Source organism: Heyndrickxia sp. NPDC080065, assembly GCF_050281185.1.
Lineage (GTDB): Bacteria > Bacillota > Bacilli > Bacillales > Bacillaceae_C > Heyndrickxia.
The window spans coordinates 42,283-57,635 of sequence record NZ_JBNNWS010000024.1; the positions used below are offsets into that span (position 1 = coordinate 42,283).

Genomic DNA, 15,353 nt, shown 5'->3' on the forward strand with positions numbered 1-15,353 from the left:
GCTAAAAGAAAGGAGTGACCGCAGGTGATCACTAAGCCAGATAAAAATAAAGTACGTAAGAAAAGACATGCTCGTGTACGTGCTAAATTAAGTGGTACAACAACTCGTCCTCGCTTAAACGTATATCGTTCAAATAAAAACATTTATGCTCAATTGATCGATGATGTGAATGGTGTAACTTTAGCTAGTGCATCTACACTAGATAAAGATCTTAACCTTGAATCTAATAGCAATTTAGATGCGGCACAAAAAGTCGGTGAATTGATCGCTAAGCGTGCAGTTGAAAAAGGCGTTAAAGCTGTAGTTTTCGATCGTGGTGGATACCTCTACCATGGACGTATTAAAGCACTTGCTGATGCAGCTCGTGAAAACGGCCTAGAATTTTAATAGAAAAAGGAGGGACATATAGATGCGTCACATTGATCCTAACAAACTTGAATTAGAAGAACGCGTTGTTACTGTTAACCGTGTTGCGAAGGTTGTTAAAGGTGGACGTCGTTTCCGTTTCTCTGCACTAGTTGTTGTAGGTGACAGAAACGGTCATGTTGGCTTCGGTACAGGTAAAGCTCAAGAGGTACCTGATGCAATCCGCAAAGCAGTTGAAGATGCGAAGAAAAACTTAGTAGAAGTAGCGATTGTTGGTACAACAATTCCTCATGCAGTAATCGGTCGATTCGGAGCTGGCCAAATTCTTATGAAGCCAGGTTCTCCAGGTACTGGAGTAATTGCAGGTGGTCCAGTTCGTGCGGTCCTAGAATTAGGTGGAGTAGCTGATATCACATCTAAATCACTTGGTTCTAATACACCAATTAATATGATTCGTGCAACTATCGATGGTATTAAGCAATTAAAACGTGCGGAAGATGTTGCTAAATTACGTAATAAATCAGTAGAAGAACTGTTAGGATAAGGAGGGATTTTAATGGCAAACAAATTAGCAATTACCCTCACTCGCAGCTTGATTGGCCGTCCGCAAAATCAACGTGAAACAGTTAAAGCTCTTGGTTTGCGCAAAGTAAATCAAACTGTTGAGCATGAAGATAATGTTGCAATACGTGGCATGATCACTAAAGTTGCTCATCTCGTAACAGTAAAAGAACAGTAATCGAATTTACTAATACAAGGAGGTGCCGACAATGAAACTTCATGAATTAAAACCTGCTGAAGGATCACGTAAAGAGCGTAATCGTGTAGGTCGTGGTATTGGTTCTGGTAATGGAAAAACTGCTGGTAAAGGTCACAAAGGGCAAAATGCTCGTTCTGGCGGTGGAGTACGCCCTGGATTTGAAGGTGGTCAAACTCCTTTATTCCGTCGTTTACCAAAACGCGGCTTTACTAACATTAATCGTAAAGAATATGCAATCGTGAATCTTGATTCATTAAATCGTTTTGAAGATGGTACTGAAATTACTCCGGTACTTCTAGTTGAAACAGGAGTAATTAGCAAAGAGAAAGCAGGAATTAAAATTCTTGCAAATGGTAAGCTTGAGAAAAAATTATCTGTCAAAGCTCACAAATTCTCCTCTGCTGCTAAAGAAGCTATCGAAGCTGCTGGCGGATCAACTGAGGTGATCTAATGTTAAAGACAATCTCCAATTTTATGCGTGTGGGTGAAATAAGAAATAAAATTCTTTTCACCCTGTTAATGTTAATTGTGTTTAGGATCGGTACTTTTATACCTGTTCCTGGTGTTGATGCACGTGCCTTAGAGGCTAATGACCAAACTGGTTTCTTTAGCATTCTAAATACATTTGGTGGTGGGGCATTATACCAATTTTCCATTTTGGCAATGGGGATTATGCCTTACATCACTGCATCAATCATTGTTCAACTTTTACAAATAGATGTTGTTCCTAAGTTTACTGAATGGTCAAAACAAGGTGAGGTTGGTCGTCGTAAATTAGCTCAATTTACAAGATACTTTACTATCGTTCTAGGTTTTATTGAAGCTGTAGGTATGTCTTATGGTTTCAATACTATGACTCAAGGCCAATTGATTTCAAATCCTAATTTCGGTACGTATTTGATCATCGCAGTTGTTTTGACAGCAGGTACTGCATTTCTTATGTGGCTAGGTGAACAGATTACAGCAAAAGGTGTTGGAAATGGCATTTCCATTATTATCTTAGCTGGTATTGTTGCACGTATCCCGAGTATTTTACAGCAGATTTTCGAGCAACAGCTCAAAAACGCAGGACAACAACTATTTATCAAAATTGTTATCTTATTACTTATTTTGCTAGTTGTGCTTGCTATAATAGTTTCAGTAATTTTCTTCCAACAAGCATTGAGAAAAATACCAATTCAATATGCACAACGCCTTGCAGGGCGTAACCCAGTTGGTGGCCAGTCTACACACTTACCTTTAAAAGTAAATGCAGCTGGTGTTATTCCGGTTATCTTTGCAGTTTCGTTTATCATTGCACCAAGAACTATTGCATCATTCTTTGGTTCAAATAGTGTAACAGATACTATTCAATGGGTTTTTGATTATACGAAACCGGTTGGAATGATCATCTATGTTGCGTTAATTATAGCTTTTTCATATTTCTATGCGTTCGTACAAGTGAATCCTGAGCAAATGGCTGATAACCTCAAGAAACAAGGAGGCTATATTCCAGGAATTCGACCTGGTAAGAGTACAAAAGAGTATTTAACAAATGTTCTTTATCGATTAACGTTTGTTGGCTCAATTTTCTTGGCTGTTGTAGCAATACTTCCTGTGTTGTTTACAAAATTTGCAAATTTACCAGATTCGGCTCAAATTGGCGGTACTAGCTTGCTAATCGTAGTTGGTGTGGCACTTGATACAATGAAACAATTAGAATCACAACTTGTGAAACGTCATTATAAAGGTTTTATTAAATAGTTATAGTTTTAGGAACAGTGATTGTTCCTAAAACTAAAATGAAGAGTCTGAGGGGGAAGTACTAGTGAATTTAGTGTTAATGGGCCTTCCCGGTGCCGGTAAAGGAACACAAGCCGAAAGAATCGTAGATAAGTATGAAATCCCTCATATCTCAACTGGCGATATGTTCCGTGCTGCAATAAAAGAAGGAACAGAACTCGGCTTAAAAGCAAAATCGTTTATGGATAAAGGTGAACTTGTTCCTGACGAAGTGACAATTGGAATTGTCCGTGAACGTTTAAGCAAGGATGATTGTCAAAAAGGATTTTTGCTAGATGGATTCCCTAGAACTGTGCCACAAGCAGAAGCACTTGAGGCAATCCTTCGTGATCTTAATAAACAAATAGACTATTGTATAAATATCAAAGTGGAAAAAGAGATTTTAATGGAACGGCTTACTGGCCGACGCATTTGTAAAAATTGTGGTGCAACTTATCATCTCGTTTTTAATCCACCAAAAGAAGCTGGTGTTTGTGACCGCTGTGGCGGAGAATTATATCAACGTGCAGACGATAATGAAGAAACTGTTCAAAATCGTCTAGATGTGAATATTAAACAGACTCAACCTCTTCTAGATTTTTATGCAAGCAAAGGCTATTTACAAACTATTGATGGCCAACAAGACATCAATAAAGTTTTTACTGATATTGATACACTGCTTGGGAGCTTGTGTGAATGATCGTTTACAAAACTGCCCAAGAAATTGATATTATGAAAACGGCAGGTAAGCTTGTTGCTTTAACCCATCAAGAATTAAAAAAGTATATAAAATCAGGAATTACGACAAAAGAATTGGATGTAATTGCTGAAAATTTTATTCGCAAGTTTGATGCAATTCCTTCATTTAAAGGGTATAATGGGTTTCGTGGCAGTATTTGTACTTCGGTCAATGATCAACTAGTTCACGGAATTCCAGGTGATTTAACGCTTAATGAAGGTGATATTATCACAATAGATATTGGTGTGGAGTATAATGGCTACCATGGTGACTCTGCATGGACATATCCTGTTGGGAAAATAGATAAAGAGGCACAAAGGCTGCTAGATGTGACAGAGAAATCTCTCTATCATGGCTTAAATGAAATAAAGCCTGGTGAGCGTCTTTCGAACATCTCTCATGCGATTCAAACGTTTGTAGAAAATCATGGCTTTTCTATCGTTCGCGAGTATGCCGGACACGGGATTGGTCAAGAATTACATGAAGACCCACTAATACCTCATTATGGACCGCCTAACAAAGGCCCTCGCTTAATGCCAGGAATGGTATTGTGTATTGAACCAATGGTAAACGCGGGTAGTCGTTATGTTAAAACTCTCCAAGATGATTGGACGGTTGTGACGGTTGACGGTGGTTTGTGTGCACATTTTGAGCATACTGTCGCGATTACAGACACTGGATATGAAATTTTAACAATCACACAGCCATAACTTTTGTGAAAGTGGTATTACTTATAGTCCATAAATGTAAGAAGAAGGGAGATGGGTACAGGTGGCGAAAGACGATGTTATCGAGGTTGAAGGTACTGTTAGTGAAACTTTGCCAAACGCAATGTTTAAGGTAGAATTAGAGAATGGTCATACTGTTCTCGCACATGTTTCTGGGAAAATTAGAATGCATTTCATTCGTATTTTACCTGGGGACAAAGTGACAGTTGAACTTTCTCCATATGATTTAACGCGCGGAAGAATTACGTATCGTTTCAAATAATAATGCACTCCGTACTGTTAAGGAGGTAAAACAGATGAAAGTCAGACCATCAGTAAAACCAATTTGTGAAAAGTGCAAAATCATTCGCAGAAATGGTAAAGTAATGGTTATTTGTGAAAACCCTAAACATAAACAAAAACAAGGATAATATTGAAGGAGGTGCGCAATATACTATGGCACGTATTGCAGGTGTAGACATTCCACGTGATAAACGTGTAGTGATCTCTTTAACTTATGTTTTTGGGATTGGTAAACCAACTGCCCAAAAAATCTTAGCCGAAGCAGGTGTATCAGAAGATACTCGTGTTCGTGATTTAACTGAAGATGAATTAAATAAAATCCGTGATATTATTGACAAATTAAAGGTTGAGGGTGACCTTCGCCGTGAAGTATCTTTAAACATCAAACGTTTAATGGAAATTGGTTCATATCGTGGACTTCGCCATCGCCGTGGCTTACCGGTTCGTGGTCAAAATACGAAGAACAATGCTCGTACACGTAAAGGTCCTCGTAAGACTGTAGCAGGTAAAAAGAAATAATTAGTAAAGGAGGTTTCATAGTAATATGGCACGTAAAACAAACACTCGTAAACGTCGTGTGAAAAAGAATATAGAAACAGGTATTGCACACATTCGTTCTACATTTAATAATACAATCGTAACAATTACAGATTCTCATGGTAATGCTGTTGCATGGTCTAGTGCGGGTGCTCTTGGATTTAAAGGTTCTCGTAAATCTACTCCATTTGCAGCTCAAATGGCAGCAGAAACTGCAGCTAAAGCTTCCATGGAACATGGAATGAAAACTCTTGAAGTAACTGTTAAAGGACCTGGTGCAGGTCGTGAAGCTGCTATTCGTGCACTTCAAGCTGCTGGTCTAGAAGTAACAGCAATTAAAGATGTTACACCGGTACCACACAATGGTTGCCGTCCACCAAAACGCCGTCGTGTTTAATTTTTCTGTATAGAATTTGTATCCATGTCAATAATGGGATATGATATGTGAAAAATTTTCAAAACAGAAATGATTAATCCAGTTGTTGTGCACAAACGGAATGTAAACATGGGGAATTTCGGTTAGGTCGATTAAAATCTATCTTTACCGGGGTTTCGACGTTTTGAAGGAGGGTAAATTTTAATGATTGAAATCGAAAAACCAAAAATTGAAACGGTTGAGGTCAACGATGACACAAGCTTCGGGAAGTTCGTCGTAGAACCACTAGAGCGTGGATATGGTACAACTTTGTGTAACACCAAACGTCGTATCCTATTATCCTCACTTCCAGGTGCAGCTGTCACTTCTATACAAATAGATGGTGTCATGCATGAGTTCTCAACAATTGAAGGCGTCGTTGAAGATGTAACATCAATTATTCTTAATATAAAAAAGCTAGCTTTGAAAATATACTCTGACGAAGAAAAGACGCTTGAAATTGATGTGCAAGGAGAGGGAGTCGTAACAGCTGCTGACATTACTCATGACAGCGATGTTGAAATTCTCAATCCGGATCTTTACATTGCGACTTTAGGGAAAAATGCTCACTTCCGCATGCGTATGTCAGCTGTAACAGGTCGTGGTTATACACCTGCTGAACAAAATAAACGCGAAGATCTTCCAATTGGTGTTATCCCAATTGACTCCATTTACACACCGGTTCAACGTGTAAACTATCAAGTAGAAAATACACGTGTCGGCCAAGTTGCAAACTATGACAAGCTTTCTCTTGATGTTTGGACAGATGGAAGTATTGGGCCTAAGGAGGCCATTTCTCTAGGTGCAAAGATTCTTACAGAGCACTTGAATATTTTCGTTGGACTTACTGATGAAGCACAAAATGCTGAAATCATGGTTGAAAAAGAAGAAGATCAGAAAGAAAAAGTTCTTGAAATGACTATTGAAGAGCTAGATCTCTCCGTTCGTTCTTATAATTGCCTAAAACGTGCTGGTATCAATACTGTTCAGGAACTAGCAAACAAAACAGAAGAAGATATGATGAAAGTACGTAACTTAGGTCGCAAGTCTTTAGAAGAAGTAAAAGCGAAGTTAGAAGAACTTGGCTTAGGCTTACGAAAAGACGATTGATGCTAAATAACTCGTATGAATAAATTTCAACAAGGGAGGGAAACTTCATGCCATACAGAAAACTAGGACGTACTAGTGCCCAACGTAAAGCGTTGCTTCGTGATTTAGCAACTGACCTTATCATCAATGAGCGCATCGAAACTACTGAAGCTCGTGCGAAAGAGTTACGCTCAGTTGTTGAAAAAATGATTACTCTTGGTAAACGTGGAGATTTACACGCGCGTCGTCAAGCAGCAGCATTTATTCGTCATGAAATTGCTGATGCAGAAACAAACCAAGATGCAGTTCAAAAGTTATTCTCTGACATCGCTACACGTTATCAAGAACGCCAAGGTGGATACACTCGTATCATGAAACTTGGACCTCGTCGTGGTGACGGTGCACCAGTAGTAATTATTGAATTAGTATAATATTTCTTTCAAAAAGGGCAGGACAGTTAGTGATTTTTAACTGCTTCTATGCCCTTTTTGTGCAAATTTTAATAAACGTGATGTATTGAAGCTAATAGAGTGTTACGATGGGTAGATTATAGATCTATCGCGTCTAGCTCCTTGCATCCCTCTCCATCTCTAGTAAATAGAGTTTTTGTGACCAGGGAACGTGTATAATTCCCCAGGAGAGGGATGCAGGCTTTTTTATTTTTCGTATAAATTTTTAGAGACGAGACAGAATAGCTTAGCTTAGAGGAGGCATGGAAATGGCAGAACAGGTTATTTCTATAGAAAATGTTTTTTATCGTTATCCTGGTCAAGAGCCTTATGCACTTAACGATGTATCATTATCTATTAATCATGGGGAATGGCTGGCAATCGTAGGCCACAATGGTTCTGGTAAATCTACATTGGCAAAGATGTTAAATGGCCTTCACTTTCCGGAAATGGGAAAAGTAATGGTTGAAGATATTTTATTATCTGAGGAAACCGTTTGGGATATTAGAAAGCTGATTGGTATGGTGTTTCAAAACCCTGATAATCAGTTTGTTGGAACGACTGTGCAGGATGATGTGGCTTTTGGTTTAGAAAATAACGGTGTTGATCAAAAGGTAATGGTAGAGCGTGTAAATGACGCTTTAAGTAGAGTAAATATGCTTAAGTTTCTTGATCAAGAGCCACACCATTTATCTGGGGGACAGAAACAAAGAGTCGCAATTGCAGGTGTTATTGCACTTCAGCCGAAAGTAATCATTTTGGATGAGGCTACATCGATGTTAGATCCAAAAGGCCGCAAAGAGGTTTTGGAAACGATTCGAGAGCTAAAGGAGAAAATTGGACTTACTGTTATTTCAATTACACATGATCTGGAAGAAGCATCAAGAGCAGACCGAATCATTGTTTTAAATAAAGGAGAAGTTTTTAAAGAAGGTACCCCCATTGAAATCTTTCGAATGGAAGAAGAACTAGTTAAGCTTGGGTTAGATATCCCTTTTACAATAAAAATGGGCAAGCAGTTAGAGGAACAAGGATTTCATTTGCCTAATATGTATTTAACAGAAAAAGAATTGGTGGATGCACTATGGACATTACACTTGAGCAAGTAGAATATCGTTATCAAGCGAATACTCCTTTTGAAAGGTTAGCGATAAAGAATATTGATTTGTCTATTCCTTCAGGCCGCTTTATAGCCATTATCGGTCATACCGGTTCCGGGAAATCCACCCTTCTGCAGCATTTAAATGCTTTATTGCAGCCTACAAAGGGAAAAATAAATGTTGGTGATTATGTTATCAACTCTGAAAAAAAGGAAAAAAACCTTCGCCAAGTTCGACAAAAGGTTGGAATCGTTTTTCAATTTCCTGAGCATCAACTTTTTGAAGAAACAGTCGAAAAAGATATTTGTTTTGGTCCGCTGAATTATGGGGTAAGTAAAGAAGAAGCTAAGAAACGAGCACGGGAACTGATTCTTCAAGTAGGATTATCAGAAGAAGTACTTACAAAATCGCCATTTGATTTATCTGGTGGGCAAATGAGAAGAGTGGCAATCGCCGGTGTATTAGCGATGGAACCGGAAGTGCTAGTTTTGGACGAGCCTACAGCAGGACTAGATCCGAGAGGGCGTAAAGAAATCATGGAAATGTTTTATCGTCTTCATAAGGAAAAAGGTTTATCAACTGTACTTGTTACACATAGTATGGAGGATGCGGCTGTTTATGCAGACGAAATTGTTATTATGCATCAAGGGGAGATAAAACGAAAAGGGACCCCAGAAGAAATTTTTTCAGAACCTAAGGAACTATTATCATTAGGGTTAAATGTTCCAGATGTCGTAAGTTTCCAGTACCTTTTAGAAGAAAAAATAAACAGAAATCTGGGAAAAACATGCTTAACGATTGAGGAGCTCTCAAATGCAGTAAAAAATTTATATAGTCGAGGTGAACGGCCATGATGGAAAAAATGATTTTTGGTCGTTATGTTCCAGCTGAGTCTGTTATCCATCGACTAGATCCACGTTCAAAACTGATTTTTGTATTTGCATTTATATGCATTGTCTTTTTGGCGAATAATGCGATAACTTACGGCATATTGGCTGTTTTTACAATTCTATTAGTTTTTATTTCAAAAATACCTTTTAATTTTTTTATTAAGGGGTTAAAGCCTATTCTTTGGCTGATCCTGTTTACGTTAGTATTACATTTATTTTTTACGAAACAAGGGAGTCTCATTTTTCACTTGGGATTTATTAAAATATATGAAGAAGGTTTAAAACAGGGTCTTTTTATTTCTCTTAGATTTATGTTATTAATCTTTGTTACATCTCTTATGACATTAACAACAACACCTATATCTCTAACAGATGGATTGGAGACCTTATTAAACCCATTAAAAAAATTGAAATTTCCTGTCCATGAATTAGCTTTAATGATGTCTATTTCTTTACGGTTTATTCCTACACTGATGGATGAAACAGATAAAATTATGAAAGCACAAATGGCCAGAGGGGTCGATTTTTCAGGTGGTCCGATAAAAGATCGAATAAAAGCTATTATTCCATTGCTTATTCCACTTTTTGTTAGTTCTTTTAAACGGGCTGAGGAATTGGCAACAGCTATGGAAGCGAGAGGCTATCGTGGTGGAGAAGGTCGTACAAAATATCGATTGTTAAACTGGAGAAGATCAGATTCTCTGGCGGTATTACTTTTACTCCTATTAACTATAGCATTAATTATCTTTAGAGCGTGAGGGAAAGTTCATGTTTCGATATAAGTGTGTAATATCGTATGATGGTTCAGGATTTTCAGGCTATCAAGTTCAACCAAATGGTCGTACGGTTCAAGGGGAGCTTGAAGCGGCTCTGAAAAAGATTCATAAGGGTGAAGAGATAAAAGTAACAGGATCCGGAAGAACGGATGCAGGTGTTCATGCAATTGGGCAAGTGATTCATTTTGATTCGCCCCTTAATATTCCACTTGGGCGTTGGCCAATTGTGATGAATAGTACTCTTCCTGATGATATATCAATTAAAAATATGAAAATAGCGGATTCAGGTTTTCATGCGAGGTATTCCGTCGCTCAGAAGGAATATCATTATAAGGTGCACACAAGTCTATTTAGAGACCCTTTTAAACGTCATTATTCATATCATTTTCCTTATTCATTAGATTACAGTGCGATGGAAAAAGCCTGTAACTATTTAATTGGAACACATGATTTTACCAGCTTCTGTTCTGCCAAAACTGAGATCATAGACAAAGTTAGAACGTTACAAGAGATTCATTTTTCTAAAGAAAATGATGAACTTGAATTTACATTTGTGGGAAATGGTTTCCTTTATAATATGGTTCGAATTCTGATGGGAACGATTTTAGAGGTAGGAATGAAGAAAAAAAGTCCACAAGATATTCCTATTATTCTTGAAAAGAAAAATCGTGCATATGCTGGGAAAACTGCCCCGGCTGAAGGGCTTTATTTGTGGAAGGTGTATTATAAATAGGGAATTGGGGCTTGGTGCTAGAGTTGGAATTTACTAACACCACCAAAACAACTAAACCAGGTGTAACATTATCTTGACATTGATGTTATAAAAAGATATTATTACATATGGTATGTTATTAACCCCACAAATAAGCCCCGGAACTTATTCGTGATAATAATAAATACGATAGAATTTAATTTTTTATTTTTAGGAGGGTAACTAATGCGTACTACGTATATGGCTAATGCAAACAATATAGAACGTAAATGGTACGTTGTGGATGCTGAAGGTAAAACTTTAGGTCGTTTATCAAGTGAAGTAGCATCTATTTTGCGCGGTAAACATAAACCAACTTTCACACCACATGTTGATACTGGTGATTATGTTATTATTTTAAATGCATCAAAAATCGAATTAACAGGTAAGAAATTATCTGACAAAATCTATTACCGTCATTCACAATTTGCTGGTGGTTTAAAAACTCGTACAGCAAACGAAATGCGTACAAACTATCCAGAAAAAATGCTTGAACTAGCTATTAAAGGAATGCTTCCAAAAGGTTCTTTAGGTCGCCAAATGTTCAAGAAATTACATGTGTATGCAGGTGCAGAACATCCACATACAGCACAAAAACCAGAAGTGTACGAACTTCGCGGATAATCAATAAGGGAGGGTATTAATTTGGCACAAGTTCAATATTACGGAACAGGACGTCGTAAAAGCTCTGTTGCACGTGTTCGTTTAGTTCCTGGTAACGGTCGTATCGTAATCAACGGACGTGAAGTAGAAAACTATATTCCATTTGCAGCTTTAATCGAAGTAATTAAACAACCATTAAACGCAACTGAAACTCTTGGTAACTACGATGTTTTAGTAAACGTTAGTGGTGGTGGTTTCACAGGTCAAGCTGGAGCAATCCGTCATGGTATCGCTCGTGCATTATTGCAAGCTGATCCTGAATACCGTTCAACATTAAAACGTGCAGGTCTATTAACTCGTGACGCTCGTATGAAAGAACGTAAAAAATACGGTCTTAAAGGCGCTCGTCGTGCACCTCAGTTCTCAAAACGTTAATAAATCAACGTTTACAGCTCGTTTCAACTTTGTTGGAATGGGCTGTTTTTATGACTTAAAAAGCTTTTGACTGCAATTTGACTGCAAAAATTTATAAATTATTTTTGTGGCTCTTTTTCTTTATTTTCATGCGTATTTCTATTTAGATAATCTGCCAACAAGTCGTTTATATCTTCTTCACTTTGCTTTGTAACGTGGGTATAAATGTCCATTGTAATAGAAATTCGGGAGTGTCCTAATCTCATTTGTACGTCCTTCATTCTAGCACCTGCCGCAAACAGCATAGAAGCGTGTGTATGCCTTAATCCATGTACTTTAATGTTTATCTACCTTAAACCTCTTACAAGCCGAAAATAGGGTTTCATTGGGGTATTCAAGTCTCATAGGTCTTAAATCCTCTCTCGGAAACAGAAAATGTTCTATTTCTGGATTACCAAACTCATTTCTATGTTCTTCATTCAAATTCATTAGTTCCTTTATGATCTCGAATGTTTCATCATCTAGTTTAATTTTTTTTATTATGTAAGGGGGCTAAATATAAAAATACATCTGTAATAAAAACTGTAGAATCCATTTTGATAGATTTTTTTCAAAATGGATTCTTTAAATTTACTGTATAAATTTCATGTTTATTTGGTATTTCTAATCAAAATTTATTTTAAAGTTATATAAAAAAACTTAGTTTTTAAATAGAAAAATAAGTTATGACATTATAGAGTTGTCGTAACTTATTTAGTGAGGTAAAATTGAATTGTTAGAAAATTGGAAGGAGTGTAAAAAATAGCACAACATGATAATCTGATTTATAAAAAGGACTTTAAAACAAAAAAACGTCACCAAGAACGAAAAAGTCATATTGAAGAAAAAAGTAAAGAAATTCCAGAAAGATATTTATCTTCGGGAATGATTTGAGAGAGTATTTCTTTTCTCTCTAAGAGTGGTCTATGAGTTATCTTTTCACAGTTATAATAGAGAATATCAAAGACACAATAGGTTATCTCATGAAATGATTTTTTTGATTTAAAGCGTTCCATTACAGCTTCAAAATCAGGCTTTCCTTGATTGTCTGAAACTATAACTTCACCGTCTATAACGATTTAACTATACTATAATATTAAGAGAATAAAACTGTTATCTATAGATGTAAGACCTAAAGAAGTAGCTTTAACAGTATTTGTCTTATTTAAGTAAAGATTAAAGTAATAACATTCCTATTATAAATGAAGAGCCATGTTTATGTCACAATCGTGGCAAGATAGTTTAAGTGAATTTCTTAACAAAAAAATGCTCCGATCCTGTTGTTAGATAAATGATATGGAATGCTATTATGTAACGTCTTCCAAATTTTATATAAAGAAGTTGAAATATTTTACCCTAAACTTATCTATTCCTTTATTACTTGTTGGACTTATAATTGGTAGTAATACATATCAAAGAATTAGTACAATTAAATCTGAAAGATCAATTGTTAAGAATGAAGTATTAAAAATACTTAATTCAAATAAAATTACAGATTCGCAAGAAGAGAAACTTCAACAAATATATAAGAATAACAGTAAACAGAAGGCTGAACAAACGATTAGTTAAACAGAAACAATCTACACAAAGGTATTGGGGAGGTAGAATAGCTTGGCAAATATAACTGAAACTATAACTAAATATCTGGACATTCTTAATTTACCTTTAGAGAAGCCATCATTAAATTATTTAGAAAGAATTTGTAATGCACAATTAAATACTTTTCCCTTTGAGAATATCAGTAAGCTTTTATATTGTGAAAATCATAATAATAATTATTTCGAAATACCTTCATTTGAGTTGTTTACTAAGAATTTTAAGGAATATAATTTTGGAGGAACTTGTTACACCTTGAATTCCAACCTATTGATTTTATTAAGGGGGATTGGGTTTGATTGTTATCATGTGATGCTTGAAGAAAAGCACATGGGCATTATAGTTAAAATTAATAAAGAACGTTTTTATGTTGATTGTGGTGCTGCTGCTCCCTTTTTCAAACCGGTGCGTTTTGAGAATGATTTTGAGAATATCTCCTCTTTTGGTAAAGATGAAGTTAATATATTACCAGAAGATCCTCGACTAAATAGGTATAGATATGTTCGCCACGTTAATGGGAAACAAAGCGGAAAAGCTTGGCACTTTAATTCTCGAAAAGTAGCTAAAGTTAGTGATTTTAATGAAGTAATAAAAAAATCTTATAAACCTAACGCCACATTTATGACTATTTTAAGATGCCAACTATATCAAATCCCTAAACAAAGAAGTATTTCTATCGTAAATAATAAGTTCAGTATACGTTATTCAAATGGTGAAACAAATGTTTTAACTTTATCATCAGAAGAGGAAATTAGAACAGTATTAATAGAAGAGTTTAAGTTACCCAAATTACCAGTAAAAGAAGCTATTGAAGTGTTAAAGAGATTAAAAATAGACATTTTTGAGCATAGCACCAAATATTAAATGAACGGATGCATAAATCCATGCTCTTATTTCTTATGTCTTTTCTGAAACTACAGTGGCAGCATTCCTGTAATAATGTAGAAATCCATACTTATGGTACAAACTTAGTAGGTTATTTTATTGGAAAATTTCCAATTATGGGATAAAATTATAATTAGACATGTCTTAGCATTAATTTAAGGGGAGAAAATGATTTTAAATAATTCTCAAGAATATGATGACCCTATTTTATACGATAAAGAAAATGAATTATTTATGCCAGAGATACCATTTTTACTAAAATGGGCAACTAAAAAACAAGGTCCTATAATTGATATCGCTTGTGGTACTGGTAGAGTAACTATTCCTCTAGCGCAAAAAGGACATAAGCTTGTAGGAGTAGATATACATAAGGGAATGTTAAACCATGCCAAAAAGAAGGCAGATGAACTTAATTTACAAATAGATTGGACTGAACAGGATTGTACTAAATTAGATTTAAAAATCAAGAGTAATTTAGTATATTCAGTTGGTAACTCTTTTCAACACTTCCTTACAAATGAATCGCAGGATGGATTACTTACTTCCATAAATAAGTCTTTAGAGATTGAAGGTATATTCATTTTTGGTACAAGGTTTCCTAGTGTTGAAGAATTGTTACAACCTAGTACTGAAGAGTTTTGGAGATCTTATACTGACAATGAAACTTTAAATACAGTTGATTTATTTACTATTAGTGATTACGACTCTCTAAATCAAATTCAACATTATACAACTATTAGAAGATATAAAAATAATGCCGGTGAAATTTTAAAAGAAAAAAGAACAAATATTAGCTTAAGATATGTATTCCCAAAAGAGATGGAAAGAATTTTAATTGCTCATGGCTTTGAAATTTCACACTTATTTAGTGATTGGAAAGAGACTCCAATCACTAACGAAAGCTACGAAATGATTTATGTTTGCAGGAAAATAAGATAATAGAAAATAAATATCAAGAATTTTACTATAGGGGCATTGATCCAAAGGAACAATGCTTTTTGTTTAGTTTTAAAATGCTAACTAGACAGCATCCCACTAATAAACTATCTTGTTTAAACCAAGTTTGTGAAGAATTACACTGTGCGAAACGTTTCCTTATAAGTGCCAATGCACGAAATAGGAGAATTGCCTAAATGCAATTACAACTGATTAATCGAAACTCGGAATGAAAGC

General features: G+C 35.8%; 23 protein-coding genes. 21 read left to right on the top strand and 2 right to left on the bottom strand.

Features of this window, described 5'->3' with window-relative positions; genetic code table 11:
• Nucleotides 1–24 precede the first annotated feature (24 nt).
• From rplR to rpsI, 19 genes are all read left to right on the top strand, one after another.
• Nucleotides 25–387: a 50S ribosomal protein L18 gene (gene rplR / locus ACQKP0_RS22485; protein WP_427408055.1), complete on the top strand. Its 363-nt coding sequence runs from the start codon at nucleotides 25–27 to the stop codon at nucleotides 385–387.
• 22 nt (nucleotides 388–409) lie between these two features.
• On the top strand, nucleotides 410–910 hold the full coding sequence (gene rpsE / locus ACQKP0_RS22490) for a 30S ribosomal protein S5 (protein ID WP_427408056.1): 501 nt from the start codon (nucleotides 410–412) through the stop codon (nucleotides 908–910).
• 12 nt (nucleotides 911–922) lie between these two features.
• Nucleotides 923–1,105 (top strand): 50S ribosomal protein L30, encoded by a 183-nt coding sequence (rpmD, locus tag ACQKP0_RS22495; RefSeq protein WP_427408057.1) that lies wholly within the window; start codon nucleotides 923–925, stop codon nucleotides 1,103–1,105.
• A 31-nt stretch (nucleotides 1,106–1,136) separates the two neighbouring features.
• A complete protein-coding gene (gene rplO / locus ACQKP0_RS22500) occupies nucleotides 1,137–1,577 on the top strand; it encodes a 50S ribosomal protein L15 (RefSeq protein WP_427408058.1) in 441 nt (146 codons plus the stop codon).
• Nucleotides 1,577–2,869: a preprotein translocase subunit SecY gene (gene secY, locus ACQKP0_RS22505; protein WP_427408059.1), complete on the top strand. Its 1,293-nt coding sequence runs from the start codon at nucleotides 1,577–1,579 to the stop codon at nucleotides 2,867–2,869. The genes rplO and secY overlap by 1 nt, the downstream gene beginning before the upstream one ends.
• A gap of 64 nt (nucleotides 2,870–2,933) precedes the next feature.
• The gene (locus ACQKP0_RS22510; RefSeq protein WP_427408060.1) at nucleotides 2,934–3,587 is read left to right on the top strand and encodes an adenylate kinase; all 654 of its coding nucleotides are present in this window, start codon (nucleotides 2,934–2,936) and stop codon (nucleotides 3,585–3,587) included.
• A complete protein-coding gene (gene map / locus ACQKP0_RS22515) occupies nucleotides 3,584–4,336 on the top strand; it encodes a type I methionyl aminopeptidase (protein ID WP_427408061.1) in 753 nt (250 codons plus the stop codon). Before ACQKP0_RS22510 ends, map begins: the two co-directional genes overlap by 4 nt.
• A gap of 61 nt (nucleotides 4,337–4,397) precedes the next feature.
• On the top strand, nucleotides 4,398–4,616 hold the full coding sequence (gene infA / locus ACQKP0_RS22520; protein ID WP_058005984.1) for a translation initiation factor IF-1: 219 nt from the start codon (nucleotides 4,398–4,400) through the stop codon (nucleotides 4,614–4,616).
• Nucleotides 4,617–4,650: 34 nt separating this feature from the next.
• Nucleotides 4,651–4,764, top strand: a complete 114-nt coding sequence (rpmJ, locus tag ACQKP0_RS22525; protein ID WP_058005985.1) for a 50S ribosomal protein L36 — start codon at nucleotides 4,651–4,653, stop codon at nucleotides 4,762–4,764.
• Between the two features lie 25 nt (nucleotides 4,765–4,789).
• Complete coding sequence (rpsM, locus tag ACQKP0_RS22530) at nucleotides 4,790–5,155, top strand: 30S ribosomal protein S13 (RefSeq protein WP_427408062.1); 366 nt, start codon at nucleotides 4,790–4,792, stop codon at nucleotides 5,153–5,155.
• A 25-nt stretch (nucleotides 5,156–5,180) separates the two neighbouring features.
• Nucleotides 5,181–5,570, top strand: coding sequence for a 30S ribosomal protein S11 (gene rpsK / locus ACQKP0_RS22535; RefSeq protein ID WP_427408063.1), 390 nt, complete (start codon nucleotides 5,181–5,183; stop codon nucleotides 5,568–5,570).
• 183 nt (nucleotides 5,571–5,753) lie between these two features.
• A complete protein-coding gene (locus tag ACQKP0_RS22540; protein WP_427408064.1) occupies nucleotides 5,754–6,698 on the top strand; it encodes a DNA-directed RNA polymerase subunit alpha in 945 nt (314 codons plus the stop codon).
• Nucleotides 6,699–6,745: 47 nt separating this feature from the next.
• Nucleotides 6,746–7,108 carry a 50S ribosomal protein L17 gene (gene rplQ / locus ACQKP0_RS22545; RefSeq protein WP_427408065.1) on the top strand — a complete coding sequence of 121 codons (363 nt, stop codon included), beginning with the start codon at nucleotides 6,746–6,748 and terminating at the stop codon, nucleotides 7,106–7,108.
• Between the two features lie 287 nt (nucleotides 7,109–7,395).
• Nucleotides 7,396–8,235 (top strand): energy-coupling factor ABC transporter ATP-binding protein, encoded by an 840-nt coding sequence (locus ACQKP0_RS22550; RefSeq protein ID WP_427408066.1) that lies wholly within the window; start codon nucleotides 7,396–7,398, stop codon nucleotides 8,233–8,235.
• Nucleotides 8,211–9,080, top strand: a complete 870-nt coding sequence (locus ACQKP0_RS22555; RefSeq protein ID WP_427408067.1) for an energy-coupling factor ABC transporter ATP-binding protein — start codon at nucleotides 8,211–8,213, stop codon at nucleotides 9,078–9,080. The genes ACQKP0_RS22550 and ACQKP0_RS22555 overlap by 25 nt, the downstream gene beginning before the upstream one ends.
• Nucleotides 9,077–9,874, top strand: coding sequence for an energy-coupling factor transporter transmembrane component T family protein (locus tag ACQKP0_RS22560; protein WP_427408068.1), 798 nt, complete (start codon nucleotides 9,077–9,079; stop codon nucleotides 9,872–9,874). Before ACQKP0_RS22555 ends, ACQKP0_RS22560 begins: the two co-directional genes overlap by 4 nt.
• A 10-nt stretch (nucleotides 9,875–9,884) precedes the next feature.
• Complete coding sequence (gene truA, locus ACQKP0_RS22565) at nucleotides 9,885–10,625, top strand: tRNA pseudouridine(38-40) synthase TruA (protein WP_427408069.1); 741 nt, start codon at nucleotides 9,885–9,887, stop codon at nucleotides 10,623–10,625.
• Nucleotides 10,626–10,829: 204 nt separating this feature from the next.
• A complete protein-coding gene (gene rplM, locus ACQKP0_RS22570) occupies nucleotides 10,830–11,267 on the top strand; it encodes a 50S ribosomal protein L13 (RefSeq protein ID WP_427408070.1) in 438 nt (145 codons plus the stop codon).
• Nucleotides 11,268–11,288: 21 nt separating this feature from the next.
• The gene (rpsI, locus tag ACQKP0_RS22575; RefSeq protein WP_427408071.1) at nucleotides 11,289–11,681 is read left to right on the top strand and encodes a 30S ribosomal protein S9; all 393 of its coding nucleotides are present in this window, start codon (nucleotides 11,289–11,291) and stop codon (nucleotides 11,679–11,681) included.
• 98 nt (nucleotides 11,682–11,779) lie between these two features.
• Here rpsI and ACQKP0_RS22580 read toward each other — a convergent pair whose 3' ends face one another.
• Together ACQKP0_RS22580 and ACQKP0_RS22585 are read right to left on the bottom strand one after the other, a co-directional pair.
• Nucleotides 11,780–12,007, bottom strand: coding sequence for a tyrosine-type recombinase/integrase (locus tag ACQKP0_RS22580; protein WP_427408076.1), 228 nt, complete (start codon nucleotides 12,005–12,007; stop codon nucleotides 11,780–11,782).
• Between the two features lie 525 nt (nucleotides 12,008–12,532).
• Entirely contained in the window at nucleotides 12,533–12,778 is a 246-nt protein-coding gene (locus tag ACQKP0_RS22585) for a hypothetical protein (protein WP_427408077.1), read from the bottom strand.
• 532 nt (nucleotides 12,779–13,310) lie between these two features.
• Between ACQKP0_RS22585 and ACQKP0_RS22590 the strand changes: the two genes are divergently transcribed.
• Nucleotides 13,311–14,159, top strand: a complete 849-nt coding sequence (locus ACQKP0_RS22590; protein ID WP_427408072.1) for an arylamine N-acetyltransferase — start codon at nucleotides 13,311–13,313, stop codon at nucleotides 14,157–14,159.
• A 189-nt stretch (nucleotides 14,160–14,348) separates the two neighbouring features.
• Nucleotides 14,349–15,119, top strand: a complete 771-nt coding sequence (locus tag ACQKP0_RS22595) for a class I SAM-dependent methyltransferase (RefSeq protein WP_427408073.1) — start codon at nucleotides 14,349–14,351, stop codon at nucleotides 15,117–15,119.
• Nucleotides 15,120–15,353 lie beyond the last annotated feature (234 nt).